Here is a 22639-nt window from a genome sequence, read left to right as displayed (position 1 = left end):
GGGTTTAGCAGCCCGCTACCCAGGATAAAAGCGCGGCCCGATTGCGTAAGCGTCTTTCATTTGCAGACTCTGTTATTGCGAATTGTTCTGATTATAAAGCGGTTGAGCTGCGGTTAACGACGCTCATTGTTATCGGGATACTGATCCACGCAATCGCGCGGTAAGCCAGCCGATCGCGGCAGCACCGACCAGGCCGAGACACGCCGCCGCGGCATCAACCAGAAAATCCTCCAGCCGCGCATGGCGGCCGGGCGCCCACAGTTGCATGATCTCAAGAAGGCCGATCAGGAGGATGGCTACCGCCGCGACGCGTAGCCGTCGCTGGGGAAACGAAAGGCCCACCGCGAGACCAAGCAGAACGAAGGCTAGCGCGTGTTCGCCATCTTGTCCGAGCGGGGCATGCGGACGATAGCGCGCCGGCCCAAGTGTTGCGAACACGACCCCCATGATCAGAACGAAAGCGCCGATGCGGACGAGAATCTTCATCGCTGGCGCATAGCACAATTTGCCGCCGCGGGAAGGCTGCGTGAACCGCAGCCGCGCTTTACATCTGCGGGCTGCGCCGGCTCGAGTCGAAGCGTTCCTAAAGGCGGCTACGGGCAATTCCTGCTCGTCCAACCGCCCCGACCGTGGCTTTTGCTTGTAAATCGCTGGGGGAAGCCAGCCCTGCGGTCGAAGTAAGCTGTTATAAATCCCACAAGGCGTGTTTTTTTCGTTGGATTTGGAAATATTGTTTTCTCGGCCGAATCAACAGACAGGATCGATGATGGCAACCCAGATGACGAAATCGCAGCTCGTTGAGAAGATCTCGGCTCAGGCCGGATTGTCCAAAAGTGACGTAAAGGGCGTTCTCGAGGCGCTTGCGACGACAGGTTACAAAGAGCTTAAAAAGACCGGTGTCTTTTTGGTTCCGGGTTTTGCGAAGTTCGTGGTTATCAAGAAGCCGGCGACCAAGGCGCGCAAAGGAACCAACCCTTTCACCGGTGAACCCATGACTTTCAAGGCGAAACCTGCCCGAAAGATCGTCAGAGCGCGGCCGGTCAAGGCTGCGAAAGACGCGGTGTGATGCAGGGGCCCTTCGGGGCCCTTGTTTTTCCAGGCGCTGGTTCGATGTTGAGGCTTGCCTACGGTTCATCCGCAGGCGCCGATTGGGCCGAGGTTTTTGCCGGTATCTTGGTAACCGGTATCAAGCCACGGGTATGTTCCAGATGTCCTCGGCGTATTCCCGGATCGTGCGGTCCGAAGAAAACCAGGCCATGCGCGCGACATTGAGTATGCTGGAGTGAGTCCATTCCGGACTGTCCCACTTTGTGTCGATCGCGCGCTGCGTGCGGTAATAATCGTCGAAATCGGCAGATACCAGATAGTAGTCCAGAAACCGCAGCGCGTGAGCAATGGGCACGAAACGTGAAACGTCATCCGACGAAAATACACCGCGCTCGATGGCCTCGATCACGCCAGCCAGCTTCGGCGACGACGCTATGACATCGGTTGCATCCAACCCCATGGCGCGGCGCCGTACAACTTCATCCGCTTTCATGCCGAAGATATAGATATTTTCTTCGCCGACATGTTCGGCAATTTCAATGTTGGCGCCGTCGAGCGTTCCGATGGTGATTGCACCATTCAGCGCGAGCTTCATGTTACCGGTGCCTGACGCTTCCATGCGTGCGGTAGAAATCTGTTCGGATAGATCGCTCGCCGGGACGATTACTTCGGCAGCGCTGACATTGTAATTGGGAATGAAGACGACCTTGAGAAGATCCCTGATTCGAGGATCGTTATTAATGACATTACCAATGTCATTGATGAACTTGATGATGAGCTTGGCCTGCCGGTAGCTCGCGGCGGCTTTTCCGGCGAAAATCTTGACGCGTGGCGTCCAGTTGCCTTGGGGATCCGCCAGGATGGCCTGGTAAAGGGCGATTATCTCAACCGCGTTGAGAAGCTGGCGCTTGTACTCGTGGATGCGCTTGATCTGGACGTCGAACAGTGCTGACGGATCGGCGACTATCCCGAATTGTCTGGCTATGATCTGGGCGAGCGCAATCTTGTTCGTTCGCTTTATGGCCCGAAATTGCTGCTGAAATGCAGGGTCATCCGACAACCGCTCCAGCATCCGTAACCGCTCGGGCTCATCGAGAACTGCGGCTCCGCATGCATCCTGCAGCAAGGAGGTGAGTTCCGGATTGCACTGATGCAGCCAGCGGCGGAAGGTAATTCCATTGGTCTTGTTTGTAATGCGATCCGGATAAAGGCTGTTCAGATCGGCAAATACTGTCTCACGCATGAGTTCGCTATGCATGGCTGAAACGCCATTGATGCGATGAGAGCCGACGAACGCAAGATGACCCATGCGGACACGACGGCCGCCGGTTTCGTCAATCAGCGACACCGAGGCTTGGGACCGCGTGTCTGCTCCAAAATGTTTCTCCGCAGCTGCAAGATGATTCACATTGATCCGGTAAATAATATCGAGATGCCGCGGCAACATGCGTTCGAACAGTTCGACCGGCCATGTCTCGAGCGCCTCAGGCAACAGCGTGTGGTTGGTGTAGGAGATTGTCTTCGTTGTGATTTCTAAGGCCTCGTTCCAGCCAATGTGATATTTATCCATCAGCAGCCGCATCAGTTCGGGAACGGCCAGGCTGGGATGGGTGTCGTTGAGCTGGATTGACGCATGGGACGGCAGAGACCGGAGATCTCCATCGGTGTAGAGATGGCGGTTGAGAATATCCTGCAACGAGGCGGAAACAAAAAAGTATTCCTGACGCAGGCGTAACTCGCGCCCGGCTGGTGTCTCGTCGCTTGGATATAGAAATTTCGATATCGCTTGTGCCCGCGCCATCTCGGACATCGCGCCGAGGTGATCGCCGCTGTTGAAGGTATCGAGGCGCATTGGATCGACCGCGCGCGCGGACCACAGCCGCAGCGCATTGACGTGACGGCCGCGCCAGCCGACGATCGGCGTATCGTACGCGATCGCTTGGATGGTCTCATCGGGTATCCATAGGGTCTGGCCTTCCTGCCCGTCCTTCTCAATGCGATCGAGATGTCCACCAAACTGGATGTCGAACACGACATCATCGCGTTCGAACTCCCACGGGTTTCCTGAGAGTAGCCACTGTTCGGGAAATTCTTCCTGCCATCCGTTTGAGATGATCTGACGGAAAAGCCCGTGTTCATAGCGGATGCCATAACCTTGTGCCGGAATCGCGAGCGACGCCATGCTTTCCATGAAACATGCGGCAAGTCGGCCGAGGCCGCCGTTTCCGAGCGCAGCATCCGGTTCGACATCGCGTAACTCGTCGAAGTCGATGCCGAGGTCCTCGATCGCCGTTCGAAATGGTCCCATCAGCGACATATTCGTCAGCGCGTCTGTCAGCAACCGCCCGATCAGGAATTCAAGCGAGAGATAATAGACGCGCTTAGCGCCATGATTCTGAGTGGCCCGATCGGACTTGAACCATTGGTAGACGATGCGATCACGCAGCGTCAGCGCCGCGGCTATGTACCAGTCGTGGATGTTGGCATGTTTGACGTCCTTTCCCGCCACCAGAACGATCTTGGACAGGATCGCACTCTTGATGTCCGCGACGATGTCATCTTCAAACTCGGGCCACACCGATGCGTCCTCTTGGAGGCGGCGAAGTCGCTTTGGCCAAATCTCAAAAACCATCCAATCTCCCGAATCTGTTTCCGCCTAGATCAACTCGCGAGCCGCGACTTGCACGACTTAGAGTTAGTGACGCCTTCTGCAGTCCGGGATCAATTGGCGGTTTTGCGGCGCTGACCTTTAGTTTCCGACTATATCGTTCCTGTTCTGTCTGTGGAACCTTTGTTCGCCGCTTACGCGCGGAATGCCCTGTCCATCAGGTCGCTCCCATGGACCAGAAAACTGACCATGCCGGCAGGCGTGCTGGCAACTCACCACCCCAAATCGGTCGTCCCGGCATCGGGGACGTGTCATCAGTCACGTTATGATCCGAAATATTGGCGCGAAGGTGCAACTGCGCGCCGTTGCCCAGCGACCAGCGTGCGATCAGCAGACGGTCGTTCTGGCAAAGCTCAGCGGATGCGAACATTGCGTTGCCAAGATGCGGCATGAGTTCATTTCGGCGGACCTGCAATAGCCGCTTGACGAGTGCATGACGCGGTAGGTGCTGGCCTGGGTCGGGCCAGGCAAGAACCGCTGCTTCGAATGTGGACAGCGCCAGGGGATCCGGCACGTCATTGCCGAACATTTCGTAGGCGCTGGCGAATTCCCTCCGCCGGCCTGTTCGTACCGCATCGGCGAGATCGCCTTTAAAGTCGCAGAAAAAAGGGAAGGGCGTGGTTGCTCCCCATTCCTCGCCCATGAACATCAGTGGCGGCATCGGCGCTAGCAATGTGATCGCTAGCGCCGCCTCGATAGCACGCGCGTCAGCGGACCATTCGAGGCGATCGCCCAGCGCGCGGTTGCCGATCTGATCGTGGTTCTGAAGGAAGTTTACGAAAGCGGCTGGGGGCAGGCCGCCGATCAATTCTCCGCGAGCTCGCCCGCCGCGATGAGCAGAGGCCTCGCCCTGGTAGGCAAAACCCGCCCGGAGTGTTCGCGCGAGAAGATGGCGTGGATGGATGGCATAATCTTGATAATAGCCGTGGGTTTCCTGAGTGAGGATGACGTGCCAGACGTGATGGTAGTCGTCATTCCACTGTGCACGATACTTCCCGTTCGGCACACCTGAAGAAGGATCGAGCAGACCCGCGCGATTGTCGTCGTTCTCCAGCACGATGTGAATATGGCGTCCATCTTGCCGCGCCAGAATCCCGACAGCTCGGCTGATATCGTTCAAGATTGACGGCTCGCCTGGCTCGGGGATGGCATGCACCGCATCGAGGCGAAGACCGTCAAATCGATAGTTGCCTAGCCAGTGCAATGCATTGTCTACGGCGAAGGCGCGAACCTCGGGAACGCGATAATCAATCGCCGCTCCCCAAGGGGTCTTCACATCACAGAAAAACTGCGGTGCGTAGCGTCCCAGATAATTTCCTTCCGGCCCGAAGTGGTTGTAGACAACATCGAGAAAGACCATCAGTCCACGCAGATGAGCCTGATCGATAAGTTCTCTCAGATCGTCCGGCGTGCCGTAAACATGATCAGGCGCATACCACAGCGCGCCGTCGTAACCCCAATTTCGCGATCCCGCGAAATCTGCGAGCGGCATCAACTCGAGAGCGGTGATTCCGGTTGACGCCAGATGATCGAACTTGTCGATCATGGCACGATAGGTGCCCTCAGGCGTAAAGGTGCCGACATGGCATTCTAGGATGACCGTTTCATGCCATGGCCGCCCGCGCCAGTCGATTGCCTTCCAACGGAAACGGCGGTGGTCGATAAGTTCGCTCCGACCGAACACATCATCGCGTTGATAGGATGACGCCGGGTCCGGTACGTCTAGCTCATCATCGATCCGGTAGTGATAACGCGTACCAGCGCTTGCTGCGGCCACTTCCGCGACGAACCAGCCGCTACTGTCTTTTTCCATCATGTGTGCGGTATCGGTAACGATGGCCACTTTGCCGGCCGCCGGCGCCCACAGCCGGAACGCTGCGCCGTCTGGCGTGAGAGTAGGGCCGAAGCGGCCGACGCTCATGGCTGGCCTGCGAACGCGATGACGCTGCGAGGCGGTGCCTGCAGGGTCGCGTTAGGGTGGTGCGAGGCGACGTCGACGTCGTCGTTGGCGGTATGAAGCACGATCGACCACGTCTTGTACTCTTCCAGGTTCGGAATTTTAAACTCGATCGGCTCCGGCGCCGCGTTGAGGACGATGTAAAGCGCCTGCTGGTGTGGCTCCGTGGGTCCGAGCACGTAGGAAAGAAACCTCCCTTCGGGGAAATTCCAGTCAGCCTCGATCATTTCGTTGCCCTCCGGCGTGAGCCACAGCACGCCGTAGGAATTGTCTATCCTTTTCCCTGTCACCCATTGTCTTGACCTGATCTGGGCAAAGCTCCTTCGGATTGCGGTAAGGCGTCCGATGAGGTTAGTCAGGTCGTTGTCCTTGTCGCCAAGATTGCCCCAATCGATCCAGCCGATCTCGTTGTCCTGACAATAAGCGTTGTTGTTTCCACTCTGGCTGTTGCCGACCTCGTCGCCCGCAAGAAGAATCGGCACCCCTTGGGCTAGCAGCAGGCATGCGAGCTGGTTCTTGCGAAGTTGACGGCGGAGCATCAGGATTACAGGATCGTCAGTTGGCCCTTCGTGTCCACAATTGTTGCTGAGATTATCATTGGAGCCATCGCGATTGTCCTCGCCGTTGGCTTCGTTGTGCTTCTCGTTATAGGAAAACAGATCCGCCATGGTGAAGCCGTCATGGACGGTGACGTGATTGATGCCGGCGCGCGGCGCGCGGTCGTCATGATTGAAAAGGTCGGATGATCCTGTCATGCGGCCGCTGACATCGCCGATCAAATTTCCTTCGCCGGCCCAGTAACGGCGCATTGTGCTGCGGTACCGGTCGTTCCATTCCGACCATTGCGAGGGAAAGCCGCCGACCTGATAACCGCCGGGGCCGACATCCCACGGTTCCGCGACCAGCTTGACGTTAGCGAGAACGGGATCCTGCCGGATTGCATTGAAAAACGCGCTGTTGCGGTCGAAACCGTGGGGTCCTCGCGCCAGTGTGCTTGCGAGATCAAACCGGAAGCCGTCGATGTGACAGACTTCGACCCAATAGCGCAGCGAATCCATAACCATCTGGAGCATGCGCGGATGGGTCAGATTTAGCGAATTGCCGGTTCCTGTGAAGTCGTCGTAGTAGCGGGGATTGTCCGGCATCAGCCAGTAGTAGGAGGCGTTATCGATGCCGCGGAATGACAGCGTCGGGCCAAGGTGATTTCCTTCCGCGGTATGATTGTAGACGACATCGAGCATGATCTCGAAGCCTGCGTCATGAAGACGGGCCACGGACATGCGGAGTTCGTCCAGCGCTGCGTCCTTCGCATAACGCTGCTCCGGCGTGAAGAACGAAATGGAGTTGTATCCCCAGTAGTTGCTTAGCTTGCGCTCGACAAGGTGACGATCGTCGACAAAGCCATGAATCGGCAGAAGTTCGATCGTGGTGACGCCCAGGCGCCGAAGGTGGTTGATCATGGCCGGCGCAGCCAGCGCACCGTACGTGCCCCGGAGTTCCGGAGGGATATCCAGGCGCGTCTTGGTCAAGCCTTTAACGTGAGCTTCATAGATGATCGTGTCTTCCCAAGCGACACTGGGCCGCGGTTCACGCCTCCCCCAGTTGAAGGTCTCGTCGATGACGGTGGCTTTAGGCATGGCGCGGGCGTTGTCGCGTCTGTCGAAGGATAAATCCTCACGCGGACTTCCGGCGCGGTAGGCGAAATGTGCATCGCTCCAGACCAGTCGCCCGCTGATCTTCCTCGCATAAGGATCGAGCAGCAGCTTGTGAGAATTAAACCGATGGCCGCGCTGAGGATCGTAGGGGCCATAGACGCGATAGCCATAGAGCTGCCCGGGCGCGATATCGTTCAGATAGCCGTGCCAGACGTTTTCGGTGTGCTCGGGTAGGGCGATACGCTCGATCTCTCTGCGGCCCTTACTGTCGAACAAGCAAAGCTCGACCTTTTCCGCGTGCGCGGAAAAAAGTGCAAAATTCGTTCCGCGGCCGTCCCAAGTCGAGCCGAGGCGGACATGTGTACCTTCTGAAATTCTCGTCATGCAGTTTCCGGAACCAGAAAAATCACCCCAAGAGGCGGCAATGTCAGCCTGAGCTCAGGAATGATGTCCCCTGATGTCTCGACCACGCCAACATTTCCGACGTTGGTCCCACCATAATGAGCGGAGTCGGTGTTAAGCGCTTCGCGCCACCGCCCGGTGAAGGGGACGCGCACGCGATAATCGCGATGCACCGTCGGTGTAAGATTCGCGACTACGAGACAGCGGGCCCGCCCGCTCTCACCCTTTCGCATCCATGCGAAGACGCTGTGATCTGCATCGTCGGCTACAATCCATTCGAAGCCGGCTGGATCGCAATCGAGTTCGTGCAACGCCGACACATCGCGATAGAGCGTGTTGAGATCCCGAACAACAGCCTGGACCCCTTGGTGACGAGCTTGATCGAGAAGATGCCAGTCGAGCGAGTGATCGTGGTTCCATTCGCGCTCCTGGCCGAACTCAGCCCCCATGAACATCAATTTCTTTCCGGGGTGGCCGAACATGAAGGCGTAATAGGCGCGCAAGTTTGCGAACCGCTGCCAGTCATCGCCCGGCATGCGGCCAAGGATGGAACGCTTGCCGTGCACCATCTCGTCGTGCGACAGCGGCAGAATGAAATTTTCCGAGAACGCGTAGTGTAGTCCAAACAAGATTTGATCATGGTGGTGCTTGCGGTGAATGGGGTCCTTGCCGAAATAGCTCAACGTGTCATGCATCCAGCCCATGTTCCATTTGTAACCGAACCCTAAACCGCCGAACTCGGTCGGTCGCGAGACCTGTGGCCATGCCGTCGATTCCTCGGCCACGGTTGTGGCGTTCGGAAATCTGCCAAATACTTCCCTGTTGAACCGGCGCATAAAGTCGATGGCTTCCAGATTCTCCCGGCCGCCGTGCTTGTTCGGAATCCATCCGCCTTCGGGGCGGCTGTAATCGAGATACAGCATCGACGCGACAGCATCGACGCGAAGACCATCCACGCCATAGCGTTCGAGCCAGAACAGTGCGTTGGCGACGAGAAAATTGACAACTTCGGTGCGGCCGTAGTTGTAGATGAGAGTATCCCAATCGAGGTGACGGCCCTGCAATGGGTTGGCGTGTTCGTACAGAGCCGTTCCGTCGAAACGGCCGAGCCCGTGCGGATCGTCAGGAAAATGGCCTGGCACCCAATCCAGCAGGAGACCGAGTCCTTCGCGATGACAGGCTTCGACCAGATATGCAAAATCGGCGGGCGTACCGAAGCGGCTGGTCGGGGCGTAGAGGCCGGTTGGCTGGTAGCCCCATGAACCGTCGAACGGATGCTCGTTCACCGGCATCAGCTCGATATGCGTAAATCCGAGGCCGCGTGCATAGCGCGGCAGGGTCTCGGCAAGCTCGCGATAGGATAGCCAGCGATTGCCGTCGCCACGGCGCCATGATCCAAGATGAACTTCATAAATCGAGATAGGCGCGTTACGTGCATTAATCGTGGCGGCCGTCGGTGTCGGGCGGGGCAAGGCTGTTTCGTCGAATACGATCGACGCCGTGTTCGGTCGGACCTCGGTAGCGAACGCCATCGGATCGGATTTCAGCGGGAGCAGAAAGCCATCTTGAGTCGTAATCGCGAATTTGTAGCGATCACCCACCTGCGCACCGGGGATGAACAGCTCCCAATATCCGTTACCCCGTACACGCATCGGGTGTCGGCGTTGATCCCAGCAGTTGAAATCGCCGACGACGGCCACTGCCCGAGCGTTCGGCGCCAGCACGACGAATCCTGTTCCGTCCACCCCCTCCATCGTTATGGGATGAGCGCCAAGCTTGTCGTACAGCCTCTGGTGCGTTCCTTCTCCGAGCAAATAAAGGTCGAAATCATTTAGGATGGGCGCAAAGCGATAAGGGTCCTCAAGCTCAACCATGTCGGCACCATACCGAGCGCGAAGACGGTAGTGCTCCGCCCCGTCCGGCAAATTTCCAAGGAAAAGTCCGGCGTCATGAATCCGCGTCAGAGGGACCTCTTCGCCGGTCTCATCGACCAAGCGTACTTCGGATGCCTCGGGTAGATAAACGCGAACCACGTTGCGATCGGTCTCGCGATGGCAGCCCAGATAGTGAAAGGGGTCCGAATGTCGCCCTTCAACGATGGCGCGTGCTTCGGATGACAATTCGGTCATGCCCGATCTCGCTTCCTGTTACGCAGCACCCGCAGTGCGCCATCCAGCGCGACCCGCAGCCAATCCGGGCGATGCGCCAGCTCGTAGTCGATCTCATAGAGCGCCTTCTCGAGCAGGAAGAATCGTAGCATCCCGCCTTTATTGTCCTGCTCCTCCGGCCATAATCGCGAATCGGACATCGCTTCTCGATAAGCGGCCATAAAGGTCTGCGTCGCCTCGTCACGCCATGCCGACAGGGCCTCCGTCAATCGTCCATCGCCATCCGCTCCGGTTTTTAGAACGCGCTCTTGCGCCGAGGTCACGGAATAATCGATGGATCTGATCAGCCCGGCGACATCGCGAGCTGCCGGCGCCTTCATCCGCCGCTCGGAAAGGTTTCGTCGCGGTTCGCCTTCGAAATCGATGATAAAGACGTCGTCGCGAACGACGAGAACCTGCCCTAGATGAAAGTCGCCGTGATGCCGGATATTGTGCATTTGAATCGATGACGGCAGCAACTCGGTGAGCAAGCCATGCAAATCTGGGCGGAGACTCTGGATTTCGTCGACAAGAAGCCGATCCGCTTCCGAAAGCTTAGCTTGAGCGAGTCGATCAAACGTTTGCTCCGAACGTGCCATCAGTCGATCGATGAAATGTGCGATATCCGAAGCGGTGACAGGCTCAGGACTGAAATCCTCGATATCGTCGCGGCTGGCCAGTGCCACGTGCATTTCCGCGACGCGCTTACCGATTTGCATCATGTAACGCTGATAGGCCGCTTTTTCTTCAAGTGCTGGAGCTGAATCGTTCGCCCCGACAAGCCGCTGCTCGTCGACGAAGCGATCCAGTGCGGCGCTGCTGACGGTCCATGCGTCGCCCTGGTTACCGACAAAGGCGTGGACGATAGCGATGGCGGTCTGGATGTCAGGCCCCGTCAACTCCACGCTGCCAAGCAGGGCAGGCGTATTGGTAAATCCAGCAACGTCCGTCAGGAAGCGTCCCACTTCCACTTCGGGATTGATGCCATTCTCCAGCGTTCGGTAGAGTTTGACCACAAATTTTTGGTCGACCAGCGCGGTGCTGTTCGACTGTTCGGTCTGAACTGCTCGCACGTTCTCAATGGGCTCTTCCGCAATCGAAGCCAGCCGCTCCGTAGGAACGTAAGCAAGCCTCAAGTAGCCTTCCTCAAAGGTTGCACAGTGGCGCAGATCGTCGATGATGCCCGCGATCAAATCACTCTCATAGGCGGCGTCGATCAGCGTTCCTTCGCGCGAGCCTTGCCGCACGGCGGCGAGGTTTTTGGCGTCATAGTTTCGGCGGTCCAGTCGATCCCACCGGATTCGGATCGGTATCGCATATCGCCCTGATTGTCCGCGATGGGCGGCGTCGAAGATCACGAGCCACGGCCTGGATTCCTGATCCTTCGTGAGTGGTACCGCCGCCGGTACGCGCGCAGTGATGGCGCCAGCGGATCGCTCCGGAAACCAGCGCGCGCGGGCGAGATGGGATGGCAGCACATCACGCTCGAAGATCGAGCGTGTCCGTGCCAGCGACATCCAGGTCGCACCCAGCGGTACGACCAGCGTCTCGTAATCAGGTACGGTCGCGGTCGCAACGTTCGGGGACGGCGGCTTTTCATTCAGCCGGAACCAATAGAATCCATAAGGCGCGAGCGTAGTTAGGTACGGCAACTCGCCGATATCGGGAAAGGTCGTTCGTCCCAGCATTTCAAGCGGTGAACGACCTTTCCAGTGGGACAGATCGAGTTCGGAGGCTTGCGCTGATCGCGACAGGTTGGCGACGCAGAGCACGACCTCATCGTCGTATTGTCTCACATAAGCGAGAACACTCCGGTTCGAAGAACGCGCAAATGACATCGTTCCCCGGCCGAAAGCGTGGCTGGATTTGCGTACCGAGATCAGCTTCTTCATCCAGCTCAGTAACGAAGAAAGGCTTCGCGACTGGGCCTCTACATTGACAGACTCATAGCCGTAGACGGCATCCATGACAGGAGGAGCATAGAGCCGCGCCGGATCGCATCGAGAAAATCCACCGTTACGATCCGGAGTCCATTGCATCGGGGTGCGAACGCCGTTGCGGTCGCCGAGGTAGATGTTGTCGCCCATCCCGATTTCGTCGCCGTAGTAGATGATCGGCGTCCCCGGAAGCGACATCAGCAACGAGTTCATCAGCTCAATTTTGCGCCGGTCGTTATCCATCAAGGGTGCAAGGCGGCGGCGAATACCGAGATTGATGCGCGCGCGAGGATCTGCGGCATAGGTCGACCAAAGATAATCACGCTCGATGTCGGTCACCATCTCAAGGGTCAGTTCGTCATGATTTCGTAGGAACATCGCCCACTGACAACTGTCGGGAATGTCGGGCGTCTGCCGCAGAATGTCGGTGATTGGAAAGCGATCCTCTTGAGCTATCGCCATGTAGATGCGCGGCATCAAGGGGAAATGATAGGCCATGTGGCACTCATCGCCGTCCCCGAAATAGAACTGAACATCCTCCGGCCATTGGTTGGCTTCGGCAAGAAGCACTTTCCCCTTGGCGTAGGCATCAAGCTCGGCGCGAATATGTTTGATCACCGCATGCGTTTCAGGGAGATTTTCGTTGTTGGTGCCCTCACGCTCGCAGAGATACGGAATGGCATCCAGCCGAAACCCGTCGACGCCCGTGTCGAGCCATCGCTTCATCACCTGGATGACAGATCGGACGACCCGCGGGTTGTCGAAATTAAGATCCGGTTGATGACTGAAGAAGCGATGCCAATAGTAGGCGTTGGCTTCGGCGTCCCAGGCCCAGTTCGACTTTTCCGTGTCTGTAAATATGATCCTGGTGTCCTGATATTTTTTGTCGGTATTGCTCCAGACATACCAGTTGCGCGCGCTTGATCCTGGCGGACTGCGCTGGGCTCGCTTGAACCATCTGTGCTGATCGGATGTATGATTTATGACGAGTTCGGTAATAACGCGTAAGCCACGCCGCTTTGCTTCCGAGATGAACCGGCGGAATTCCTTCATGGTGCCGAAATCAGGATTGACCGAGCCGTAATCGGCAATGTCGTATCCGTCGTCGCGCCCTGGCGATGGATAAAACGGCAGTAACCACAGAGCGGTGACGCCGAGCTCCTGAAGGTAGTCAAGCTTGCTGGTCAAGCCTACGAAGTCGCCGATGCCGTCGTTGTTGTTGTCGGCGAATGCCTTGACGTGAAGTTGATAGATAATAGCGTCCTTATACCAGAGATCGTCGGTCTGGACGTATCTGTCGGCATCTATCTGCGACATTTCGTTCATAACGGACCTCACGCCAAACATTGAAACAAGAGCGCGGGATCGCGTAATGGATCAAGTCTCAAGCGTACCCCGCCCCACTCAATGGCGTGACGCTCGCAGGTCATGAGGTTTTCGATTGCGACGGGAGGCTTTGATCCGCTTGCGGTCTCCATTCGGATCAAATCAAGTGGCAGCCAGAATTCACGGCTCTCACGCGAAAGCGCGATGGCTCCGACGATCGTGTTGGAGCCATCGTCGGATTGCTTGGTGAAAGCGATGATCTGATCGTTGTCGACAGGGAGAAACCTCAGGTTACGAGTTTGCAGAAGCGCTGGATTGGCGCGTCGCACCCGATTGAGCGCAGCGATGTAAGATTTGATATTTCCGGGTGTATCCCAATTGCGAACCTTGATCTCGTACTTCTCCGAGTTGAGGTATTCTTCGCGCCCCGGAATGGCCTCGTGCTCCAGAAGCTCGAAGCCGTTGTAGATTCCGTAGGTACTCGACAGTGTTGCTGCCAGGGCAACCCGGGATTTGAACATCCACGGCTCACCACTTTGCAGGTGGTAAGGCAGAATGTCTGGTGTGCTGACGAAAAAGTTGGGCCGGTAATAATCGCGCTCAGGATATCCCGTCAGCTCGTTGAGATAGGATTCGATCTCCCATTTCTGGGTTCGCCAGGTAAAGTAGGTATACGATTGTGTGAAGCCGAGCTTGGCGAGACCCTTCATGACCTTGGGTCGGGTGAACGCTTCGGCAAGGAAGATGACGCCGGGCTCCTTGGTCTGGACCTCGCGGATTAGCCATTCCCAGAAATTGAACGGCTTGGTGTGCGGATTGTCGATTCGAAAGATGCGCACGCCCTGATTGATCCAGAATAGGATCACATCGCGAAGCGCGTTCCATAGTGACCCTGCGTCCTCGCAACCGAAATCTGGATTGACAATATCCTCATATTTTTTGGGTGGATTTTCCGCATAGCGCATCGAGCCGTCCGGACGCCGTTTGAACCAGTCGGGATGCTGGGTGAGCCAGGGGTGATCGGGCGAACACTGCACGGCGATGTCGAGCGCGATCTCCATGCCATGAGTCTTGCAGGCTGCTATCAACTCTCGGAAGTCGTCGAAAGTGCCGAGATCGGGGTGTATCGCGTCGTGCCCACCTTCCTTGGAGCCGATGGCGTAGGGGCTGCCAGGATCGTCGGCGGCGGCCGTCAGCGCATTGTTGCGCCCCTTCCGATTGGTTCTGCCGATGGGATGAATTGGCGTGAAGTAAAGGACGTCAAATCCCATGGCCGCGATATCGGGCAGCCGAGCAATACAATCCCGGAACGTGCCGTGCTGGTCGGGGACGGCACTCTGGCTGCGTGGCACCATCTCGTACCACGCTCCTGCGACGGCGAGGGTGCGGTCGATCGTCAGCGGGTAAGACCGGGAGCGTGTGAGATCGGAGCGGACGCAACCTTCGGCCATGGCGCTCGTCAGTTCCGGCACGAGCAGGCTGGCGGGGTCACCCTTGTGAAGAAAGTCTTCGCATTGACGGAGGATGATCGCGGTCGCCTCCTTGTCGCCATACTGCGCGCGCGTCAGCAGCGCGGCGCCTTCGAGTGCGTCGAGGGTGATGTCCTGACCGGCCTTCTGCTTGAGTTCGAAATCACGCTTCCAGGTGGCGAATTCGTCGGTCCAGGCCTCTATGGCATAAACGTAACGTCCTGGTTCGGCCGGCGCGAAGATTCCAAACCAGCGATCATTGTCTTGCAGGGTCATAACCGACCTTTGCCAGTCGCGATCCTGCTCATGCCGCCATATCAACTGTGCGACGATGACGTCATGCCCGCTTCGGAAGATGTCGGCCCAGACATCGATCCTATCGCCAGCGAGGCGCTTAACGGGAAAGCGTCCGGCGTCGATGCTGGGATAAACGTCTTCAATATGAAATGCGCCGGCGGTTGCGCCTCTTTCGTCTGCACGCAACGGCATGTTTTTTTGCGTCGATACGGACATCACGCGCCGTTAACCTGCTGATGAATAATGAAAGACTCGAAAGCTAACCCCGGCGCAGTCGCAAAGTTCCCAATGGAACTGCCCTTTTGTTCCCGAGTTTGTTCCCTCTGTGAGGGGCCTGACACTCATGCCCGGGTTCGGGGTACGGGGATGGATATCTATTCAAAAGCGCGCGATTTGGGCATCAATCTGGACTTTGTCGATGGACTAGGCCGCCGTCATCTCCTGGAAAATGATCGATTGCGCGCCTTTTTTGAGAGTTTGCCATCGCCCCCGCGCCATCGCTTCTTGAAACAGCCCGTGGTCATCGTCGCCGACAGGGCTAAGTCTCGCATTCCTGTCGAAGCCGAGGCGAACGGCATCGCTTGGCGACTTGTGCAACGTGATGCGGTGCTCGCCCAAGGATACATCGCTTCGGCAACGATCGATATCCGGCGTTCAATAGCGGTTGGTACTTATCGACTGGAGCTCGAAAGTGGCAACGGCACCATCATCGATTCAGTTCCGTTGCTGGTCACGCCTGAAAAAGCCTTTCAAGGCTCGTTCGAGCGCGTCTGGGTCCTGTCTGTTCAATTGTACGCGCTGTCATCGTCGCGCAACTGGGGAATTGGTGATTTCACCGATCTTGCATCACTGATCGAACTGTCCTCGGATTGGGGATGCCACGGCATCGGCCTCAATCCGCTTCACGCCCTGTTCGATGATCGCCCTCTTGAATGCAGCCCCTATGCGCCAAACAGCCGGCTGTTTCTTAATCCGCTTTATATCGATCCCGAGCGGATGCCGAATTTTTCGAGCGCGTGGCTGAGGCAACATCGTGAACAACTCGATCGGGTCCGGGAAGGCAAACTGGTCGATTATGCGGCGGTTGCGAAACTGAAATACGCCGCATTCCGGCAGGCTTTTTCGGAGTTTCAGCATGATCAGGCCGCGCAAGCCGAATTCGAAATCTTCAGGAAGGAGAGAGGCGAACTGTTGAAACGCTACGCCTGCTTCGAAGTGTTGCGGCGGAAATTCGATCCGTCGCCTTGGTGGCTGTGGCCGGAAGAGTGGCGCCGCCCGACTGATGCTGGAATTCAAGCCATATGCAACGGCCTACAGCGCGAGGAGGTGAAGTTCGTCGAGTTCGTGCAATGGTGCGCGGCGGCCCAGCTACAGTCATGCGCTGATCTCGCTGCTAAACGCGGAATGGCGGTCGGGCTTTATCTGGATGTCGCCGTCGGTGTTCAGGCCGGCGGGTTCGACGCCTGGAATGAGCAGAATGCCATCTCGCGCGCGCTTTCAGTTGGAGCGCCGCCCGATCAACTCAACACGTCGGGGCAGGATTGGGGATTGGCGGGATTCCATGCCGCTGGCCTTGAGGCGAGCGACTTTGCACCGTTTCGGGAGTTGCTGCGCGCTTCGATGCGTTTTGCGGGAGCCATACGGTTGGATCATGTGCTCGGTCTCAGCCGGCTTTACTTGATACCGGCTGGGGCATCGCCTCTACAGGGAGCATATGTGGAGATGCCGTTGCAGGCGATGCTCGGCGTTATCGCGCAAGAGAGCGTCGGCCAGCGTTGTATCGTCATCGGCGAGGATCTTGGAACGGTACTGGAGGGTTTTCGCGACAGTCTCGCGGCATGGGGTGTGTGGTCCTACAAGGTGATGATGTTCGAACGCGGCAATGATGGTGCTTTTATTGAGTCGTCGAAATATGCCGCGAATGCGCTTGTCACCTTCACGACGCATGATCTTGCGTCCTTCGCCGGCTGGCAATCGCATTCCGATCTCAGGGTCAAGCTGGAGCTTGGGATCGATCCCGGCGAAACCGACGCGGAGCGGACGAATGCGCGCCATGCGTTCGAATGGAAGCTCGGCGAAGAACATATCGCAGCGAAGAATTTTATCGGGGCCGTTGAATTTCTCGCGCGCACGCCGTCTCGCATTTTAGCGATCGCGCTCGACGATCTGATCGGATTGACGGATCAGCCGAATATTCCAGGTACGGTGGATGAGCATCCCAACTGGCGGAGACGAATTCTAGTCAAGTTGGAGGATCTGGACCGACGCATCGACCTCGATGCGCTCCGACACGCGCTCCGTGATCGCTGAAACAGCGCTTAGGATAATCCCGATGCTCAATGTGCTAGGGCGGCTACGACTTATCAGCTAAAGAATGGACTGTCAGGAACGGGTGAGCTTAGAGCCGTAACTATAAGGACGCAGTCAGAGCGGTTCAGGGATAGCCGCGCAGCATCAACCGGTCCGCGCGAACTTCCCAGCTCTCGAGTCGATTGAGGAAGCTCATCCCCAAAAGGTTGGCTTTCATCTGGCCGCGCGGCACGACGAGCGCAGGCACGGATCGCTCCACAAGTTTCCCAACTGCGAGCCTGTCGAGCGTCAGGCGAGCGGCGCGTGCTCGCCCGCCGGCGGTCTCGACATCGACATCGTAGTTCAGCAATTCCAGCGGCAATCCGGCAGCCTTCGCCGTTTCGTAGGTGAGGACGACGGACGTTGCGCCGGTGTCAATGATCATTGGCGTCTTCACGCCGTTGATCTTTGCGTGAAGTGTAAAATCGCCGTTCTCTGTCCGAGGAATCTGGACGCTCCGTGGGGGGCTCGCGGCGGCCTTGTGCAGCATCGTCGAGACCAGTTTTCCCGCAGCCGATATTCGTGCAGGATCCCCATAGGCGACCACCGCTCCGGCGGTTGCCACCAGCATTCCGATCACGAGCAGGATGCGGATCATAACGCACCTATCGCGTTTTCGACCAGACCTGGAGTGCGAGTCGCCATCATGCTCTGAGACCTGTTCCAGCGTTCATGATCGGCGTGTTCCGCAGGCGGCGTCTTTCGTCGGCTATGTGATCGTCCGCTTGCCCAGGTTGAAGCCGCGGACTTTCCTCCGCCATGGGCGCCAGAGCAGACATCACGCGTTCTGGCGGAAAGGTAACGATGACCTCCGTGCCAACGCGAAGCTTGGATTTCAGCGTGAACGTACCGCCGTGCATGTCGATCAGGCTCTTAGCGATCGGCAAACCAAGACCCGCGCCTTGCTCTGCGGATTTGATCGAATTCGATCCCTGTCCGAACGAGGCAAGCACAATCGGGATTTCGTCTTCCGCGATCCCGGAGCCGTTGTCCTTGACACTGAGGTATTGCCCGCCTGAAGCAGTCCATCCGACCTTCAGCAATATCTCTCCGCCTTGTGGCGTGAACTTGATTGAATTCGACAACAGATTGAGCACGATCTGGCGCGTGGCGCGCTCGTCACCCCAGATGCGAGGCATATCTTGTTCGAACACGTCGTAGATTGTGATGCCGCGGTTTGAGGCCCGTAACTTCAACAGATGGTGACATTCGGTCACGACATGGACCAGAGATACGGCCTCTTCGTTGAGTTCATAACGGCCGGCCTCGATCCGCGATAGATCAAGAATCTCATTGATCAAATTCAGGAGGTGAACGCCGGAGTTATGAATGTCGGCCGAATAGGTCTTGTAAACTGCAACTGCGTGCTCGCCGAAAATTTCACTCTTCATGACCTCGGAAAATCCGAGAATGGCATTCAAGGGCGTCCGCAATTCGTGACTCATTTGAGCCAGAAACCGTGATTTTGCGACGTTGGCCGATTCTGCGCGATGCCGCGCTTCGTCCGAAATAGCCTTCGCCTGCTCAAGTTCGCCGATTAGGGCGTCCTTCTCCGCCCGCGCTTCGAGCGTCGCCAGCGTCGTGGAATGCAAACGATGCGCGAGCAGGGCGAAGAAGCCCTCCGCAGTCAGCGCGAGAATGGCAAGGATGTAGTTGTTGAAGCTGCCGGCAGTCGCGAACTTCAGCGCGATTGCCGAGGTTACGGGGGTGGTTGCGGCAAGGGCGGCAATCGGCAGACTGGCCGAGAGCATACTCGATACCGCCACGACCAGCAGCATCAGAAACATCATCAGGGTATTTGTGACCTGATCCGAGCCGGCAGGATGCACCAGAATCGTCGTCCAACACAGGCCGTACAGAAGATCGAGCAAAATGAAACGCGCGCGCCATTTGCGTGTGCTATTGGCCGATGATGGTGCCTTGAGATAATTCTTGCAGTTGTAGATGATGACTGTGTGGAGGCAGAGCATTCCGAACGTCCACGCCGCGGCGGCGGTGGGCGCTATCCAGAAACCGAAGAGCACGCCAGTTGCAACCAAGAGCAGCATCACGACAAACGATGCCGACAGTCGTGTTTGCGCATATTGCCGGAGCAGTTCGTGATCGAACGCCGGCCGTGTTCCGCTGGTCGAAGTCAGGCGGTCGCGCGCTTCGCGGACGCGCTGCGTGGTGGCGCGGCGATGACGTGCGGACGGTACAATCGCGGGAGCGACCGGAAGCTGGACGACTTCAGGTTTATCGGCAGGAGTACTCATCAACCAGACACAAATCCTGTACGCGGCCGCGCGAGTCGTTACTGATCCATTTCTCGCGCCAAATCCTTAAAGGCGGCCTTAAAAAGCAGGACATTCCGGTTAACGGGACGTTAATTGCTTCCGACAACGCTTTCGTCACTGCTTTCGACGGCGATCGACCGGGGCAGGGGGAGCGTCGTGAATCGGACAGCCGTTAACGTTCGAGTCGCGCCAGAAGGCTGGACGTGTCCCAGCGGCGGCCGCCCATCTTTTCGACTTCCGAGTAAAAGGCGTCCACAAGGCTTGTGACCGGCAGGCTTGCGCCGTTGCGACGGGCCTCGGAGATGCAGATTGAAAGGTCCTTGCGCATCCATTCGACGGCGAAGCCGAAATCGAACCTGCCTTCATTCATCGTCTTGGAACGGTTCTCCATCTGCCAGGATTGCGCGGCGCCCTTCGAAATCACGTCGACAACCGCATTGACGTCAAGTCCTGCCTTTTTGGCGAAATGGATACCTTCCGACAATCCCTCCACGAGACCGGCAATGCAGATCTGATTGACCATCTTAGTCAATTGACCGGCGCCCGCTGGGCCGAGCCGTTTGCACATCCTGGCATAGGCCGCAATGATCGGTTCGGCGCGAGTGTAAGCGTCCTCTGTTCCGCCGCACATCACGGTCAAAAAGCCGTTTTCGGCGCCGGCCTGACCCCCGGAGACCGGTGCGTCCACAAAGCCGAAACCGTGCCTGGCTGCTTCGGCATCAAGTTCGCGTGCGACCTGAGCGGATGCCGTCGTATGATCGACGAAGATTGATCCTGGCTTCATTCCGGCAAAGGCACCGCCTGCGCCGATTGTGATCTCACGCAGGTCGTCGTCGTTGCCGACGCACGCCATGACGAAATCCTGACCTCCGGCGGCCGCTTCCGGCGTCGCTGCGGTTTTCCCGCCAAATTTTTCGGCCCATGCCTTGGCTTTGGTCGGCGTTCGATTGAACACGGTCACCTCGTGGCCGCCCTTTGCGACGAGATGTCCTGCCATGGGGAACCCCATGACGCCGAGACCGAGAAATGCGACTTTAGCCATGACCGAGCCTTGTTCAAAATCCTGAGGTTTCACTGAGTGATGAGCGCGTTGCGATGAACTATAGCGTTTTCGAGCGAAGCGGGCACCGGTTCGCGTGAAGAAAACGCGTCAAATCAAAACCATAGAGCACCGCTTCTGATTCATCAGAAGCGGAAAGCTCGAGCTGCGAAATCTCGCCATCATCAGCATAGCTCTTGAGATCGCAGCGGCAAAGGTCGGAAAGCCTGAAGGAGTCTGGAGGCGACGGGTATTGTGACGAACGAATTCCAACGCGATTCAAAACGCGTTAGAGTGGAATAGGACATCATTTCCGGGCCGGACAAGGGAGCGCGCATGAGCGTTGGAATGCTCGATCATTTCAATATCCGGACCCGCAAACTTGCCGAGACGGTACGGTTTTACGAGGAGATTCTCGGTCTGACGAACGGGGATCGACCAGATTTCGCGTTTCCGGGCGCGTGGCTCTACAGCGAGGGCAAGCCTGTGGTTCACCTCGTCGACATCGCGCCGACCTCCGAACCCCAAAAGCCGGATTCCGGTGTTGTCCATCATATCGCCTTCGCAAGCCGCGATTTCAGGGGCATGAAACAGCGCCTTCAGTCGAAAGGGTTCACGTTCAGGTCTCGCGAAGTCCCCGGCGGAGCCATCTGGCAGATTTTCGTCAGCGACCCGAATGGCGTGTTGATCGAACTCAACTATGACGCTGTGGCTGAACGGGTCTGATTTTTCCGACTTCGACGGGATGAGGCGGGCTGCGGCCGTTCGTTCGCCCCTTCTCGATTAGCCACGGTACAGGCGTTGACCCGGCTGCGGCGGGTAGCCATGTAGACCATGCTTTCGAAGCAGAGAGCGCCGACTCAGGAGAGACGACTTGAATGTAACACCGCAGCAAGTTCTCGACCGGCTGGCCGGTGTGCTCTCTCCCCGTGGCGTGGCGCTGACCGTCGCCAATGTGCTGTCGGAGATCGCTGTCAACGGCGACAAGGTATTTTTCTCTATCAACGTCGAGGCGCCGGAAATCAAGGTCTGGGAGGAGGTTCGCGCCAACGCCGAAGCGGCCGTGCGCGCGATTCCGGGAGTGTCGGTCGCGATGGTGGCTTTGACAGCCGAACGCAAGCCGGACAGCACGACGCCAAGTTTATCGTCGCGGTCGGAGCAAGGGATTCCGCACGTGTCAACACGTCGGTTGCCGCAAAATCCGGCATCAACTTCACCGATGGCGCGACAGGCGGATATTCCCGGAGTCGCTGCTATTGTTGCCGTTGCTTCCGGCAAGGGCGGTGTCGGCAAGTCGACCACCGCGCTCAATCTCGCGCTGGGGCTACGGGATCTTGGCTTGCGTGTCGGTCTGCTCGATGCCGATATTTATGGGCCATCGATTCCGAGATTGACCGGTATTCGTGAAAAGCCGCAATTGACGGATGACAAGAAGATAGTGCCCATCGGGCGTTTTGGCCTTGCCATCATGTCGGTCGGCTTTCTGATCGAGGAAGAAAGTGCGATGATCTGGCGCGGTCCGATGGTGGCCTCGGCGATCAGGCAAATGCTGCGAGATGTGGCTTGGGGCCAGCTCGACGTTCTGGTCGTGGACATGCCGCCCGGGACCGGCGATGCTCAGCTGACGCTGGCTCAGAATGTGCCGCTTAAGGGCGCCGTCATCATTTCGACACCGCAGGATTTGTCACTGATCGACGCACGGCGCGGACTTGCCATGTTCAGAAAAGTCAACGTGCCGGTTTTCGGCATTATCGAAAACATGAGTTTCTTTCAGTGTCCGCATTGCGGGGGGCGAAGCGATATCTTTGGCCATGGGGGCGCGCGACACGAGGCGGAACGGCTGGGAGTACCGTTCCTTGGTGAAATCCCGCTTCATATGTCGATTCGCGAGACTTCCGATTCCGGTCATCCGGTAGTCGAGAGTCAGCCTGACGGCTCCCATGCGGCGATCTATCGTGCCATCGCCGAAAATATTCGTGACCGGCTCCACGACGCGGTCGCCGTAGCCCGGTGATCCGATTCTAAGATTTGCATTTCCGTCACGGCAGAAGGCTTGCAAATTTCAGAATC

The 22639-nt window shown here is 57.6% G+C and carries 14 protein-coding genes; 4 read left to right on the top strand and 10 right to left on the bottom strand.

The genetic code is table 11. The features are described 5' to 3' along the window. Nucleotides 1-129: 129 nt before the first annotated feature. Nucleotides 130-486, bottom strand: coding sequence for a VanZ family protein (locus ACZ5IL_RS16210; RefSeq protein ID WP_464593070.1), 357 nt, complete (start codon nt 484-486; stop codon nt 130-132). 280 nt (nt 487-766) lie between these two features. Between ACZ5IL_RS16210 and ACZ5IL_RS16205 the strand changes: the two genes are divergently transcribed. Beyond that, on the top strand, nt 767-1066 hold the full coding sequence (locus ACZ5IL_RS16205; RefSeq protein ID WP_079446299.1) for an HU family DNA-binding protein: 300 nt from the start codon (nt 767-769) through the stop codon (nt 1064-1066). Between the two features lie 120 nt (nt 1067-1186). On the opposite strand, the gene ACZ5IL_RS16200 is transcribed toward ACZ5IL_RS16205, so the two are convergent. From ACZ5IL_RS16200 to ACZ5IL_RS16175, 6 genes are all read right to left on the bottom strand, one after another. Beyond that, complete coding sequence (locus ACZ5IL_RS16200) at nt 1187-3679, bottom strand: glycogen/starch/alpha-glucan phosphorylase (protein ID WP_464593068.1); 2493 nt, start codon at nt 3677-3679, stop codon at nt 1187-1189. Nucleotides 3680-3872: 193 nt separating this feature from the next. After that, the gene (gene treZ / locus ACZ5IL_RS16195; RefSeq protein ID WP_464593066.1) at nt 3873-5636 is read right to left on the bottom strand and encodes a malto-oligosyltrehalose trehalohydrolase; all 1764 of its coding nucleotides are present in this window, start codon (nt 5634-5636) and stop codon (nt 3873-3875) included. Next, nucleotides 5633-7711, bottom strand: a complete 2079-nt coding sequence (gene glgX / locus ACZ5IL_RS16190) for a glycogen debranching protein GlgX (RefSeq protein ID WP_464593064.1) — start codon at nt 7709-7711, stop codon at nt 5633-5635. The genes treZ and glgX overlap by 4 nt, the downstream gene beginning before the upstream one ends. Further along, a complete protein-coding gene (gene glgB / locus ACZ5IL_RS16185) occupies nt 7708-9858 on the bottom strand; it encodes a 1,4-alpha-glucan branching protein GlgB (protein WP_464593062.1) in 2151 nt (716 codons plus the stop codon). Before glgB ends, glgX begins: the two co-directional genes overlap by 4 nt. Further along, nucleotides 9855-13139 carry a maltose alpha-D-glucosyltransferase gene (gene treS / locus ACZ5IL_RS16180; RefSeq protein ID WP_464593060.1) on the bottom strand — a complete coding sequence of 1095 codons (3285 nt, stop codon included), beginning with the start codon at nt 13137-13139 and terminating at the stop codon, nt 9855-9857. Before treS ends, glgB begins: the two co-directional genes overlap by 4 nt. A gap of 8 nt (nt 13140-13147) precedes the next feature. Next, nucleotides 13148-15121, bottom strand: coding sequence for an alpha-1,4-glucan--maltose-1-phosphate maltosyltransferase (locus ACZ5IL_RS16175; RefSeq protein WP_464593058.1), 1974 nt, complete (start codon nt 15119-15121; stop codon nt 13148-13150). Nucleotides 15122-15271: 150 nt separating this feature from the next. On the opposite strand from ACZ5IL_RS16175, the gene malQ reads away from it, so the two are divergent. Further along, entirely contained in the window at nt 15272-17215 is a 1944-nt protein-coding gene (gene malQ / locus ACZ5IL_RS16170; RefSeq protein WP_464593056.1) for a 4-alpha-glucanotransferase, read from the top strand. 124 nt (nt 17216-17339) lie between these two features. Here malQ and ACZ5IL_RS16165 read toward each other — a convergent pair whose 3' ends face one another. The 3 genes from ACZ5IL_RS16165 to ACZ5IL_RS16155 all read right to left on the bottom strand — a co-directional run bounded on the left by ACZ5IL_RS16165 (nt 17340) and on the right by ACZ5IL_RS16155 (nt 20572). After that, nucleotides 17340-17852, bottom strand: coding sequence for a TIGR02281 family clan AA aspartic protease (locus tag ACZ5IL_RS16165; RefSeq protein ID WP_079446256.1), 513 nt, complete (start codon nt 17850-17852; stop codon nt 17340-17342). A 46-nt stretch (nt 17853-17898) separates the two neighbouring features. Continuing rightward, nucleotides 17899-19509, bottom strand: coding sequence for a sensor histidine kinase (locus tag ACZ5IL_RS16160; protein WP_464593053.1), 1611 nt, complete (start codon nt 19507-19509; stop codon nt 17899-17901). Nucleotides 19510-19702: 193 nt separating this feature from the next. Next, nucleotides 19703-20572 (bottom strand): NAD(P)-dependent oxidoreductase, encoded by an 870-nt coding sequence (locus ACZ5IL_RS16155; RefSeq protein ID WP_464593051.1) that lies wholly within the window; start codon nt 20570-20572, stop codon nt 19703-19705. A gap of 333 nt (nt 20573-20905) precedes the next feature. On the opposite strand from ACZ5IL_RS16155, the gene ACZ5IL_RS16150 reads away from it, so the two are divergent. Beyond that, the gene (locus ACZ5IL_RS16150) at nt 20906-21295 is read left to right on the top strand and encodes a VOC family protein (protein WP_464593049.1); all 390 of its coding nucleotides are present in this window, start codon (nt 20906-20908) and stop codon (nt 21293-21295) included. Between the two features lie 148 nt (nt 21296-21443). Beyond that, on the top strand, nt 21444-22583 hold the full coding sequence (locus tag ACZ5IL_RS16145) for an Mrp/NBP35 family ATP-binding protein (protein WP_464593047.1): 1140 nt from the start codon (nt 21444-21446) through the stop codon (nt 22581-22583). Nucleotides 22584-22639 lie beyond the last annotated feature (56 nt).

The sequence above is a fragment of the Nitrobacter sp. CN101 genome (assembly GCF_055390255.1).
Note: the sequence above shows the minus strand (reverse complement) of the source record. Positions and strands in the feature narration are given on the sequence as shown.

Excerpts from the sequence above, each read along its gene's own strand:
- treS (WP_464593060.1), bottom strand. The coding sequence starts at position 13,139 with ATGAACGAAATGTCGCAGATAGATGCCGACAGATACGTCCAGACCGAC.
- ACZ5IL_RS16155 (WP_464593051.1), bottom strand. The coding sequence starts at position 20,572 with ATGGCTAAAGTCGCATTTCTCGGTCTCGGCGTCATGGGGTTCCCCATG.
- ACZ5IL_RS16150 (WP_464593049.1), top strand. The coding sequence starts at position 20,906 with ATGAGCGTTGGAATGCTCGATCATTTCAATATCCGGACCCGCAAACTT.
- ACZ5IL_RS16175 (WP_464593058.1), bottom strand. The coding sequence starts at position 15,121 with ATGTCCGTATCGACGCAAAAAAACATGCCGTTGCGTGCAGACGAAAGA.
- ACZ5IL_RS16200 (WP_464593068.1), bottom strand. The coding sequence starts at position 3,679 with ATGGTTTTTGAGATTTGGCCAAAGCGACTTCGCCGCCTCCAAGAGGAC.
- malQ (WP_464593056.1), top strand. The coding sequence starts at position 15,272 with ATGGATATCTATTCAAAAGCGCGCGATTTGGGCATCAATCTGGACTTT.
- ACZ5IL_RS16205 (WP_079446299.1), top strand. The coding sequence starts at position 767 with ATGGCAACCCAGATGACGAAATCGCAGCTCGTTGAGAAGATCTCGGCT.
- ACZ5IL_RS16165 (WP_079446256.1), bottom strand. The coding sequence starts at position 17,852 with ATGATCCGCATCCTGCTCGTGATCGGAATGCTGGTGGCAACCGCCGGA.
- glgB (WP_464593062.1), bottom strand. The coding sequence starts at position 9,858 with ATGACCGAATTGTCATCCGAAGCACGCGCCATCGTTGAAGGGCGACAT.
- treZ (WP_464593066.1), bottom strand. The coding sequence starts at position 5,636 with ATGAGCGTCGGCCGCTTCGGCCCTACTCTCACGCCAGACGGCGCAGCG.
- glgX (WP_464593064.1), bottom strand. The coding sequence starts at position 7,711 with ATGACGAGAATTTCAGAAGGTACACATGTCCGCCTCGGCTCGACTTGG.
- ACZ5IL_RS16210 (WP_464593070.1), bottom strand. The coding sequence starts at position 486 with ATGAAGATTCTCGTCCGCATCGGCGCTTTCGTTCTGATCATGGGGGTC.
- ACZ5IL_RS16160 (WP_464593053.1), bottom strand. The coding sequence starts at position 19,509 with ATGAGTACTCCTGCCGATAAACCTGAAGTCGTCCAGCTTCCGGTCGCT.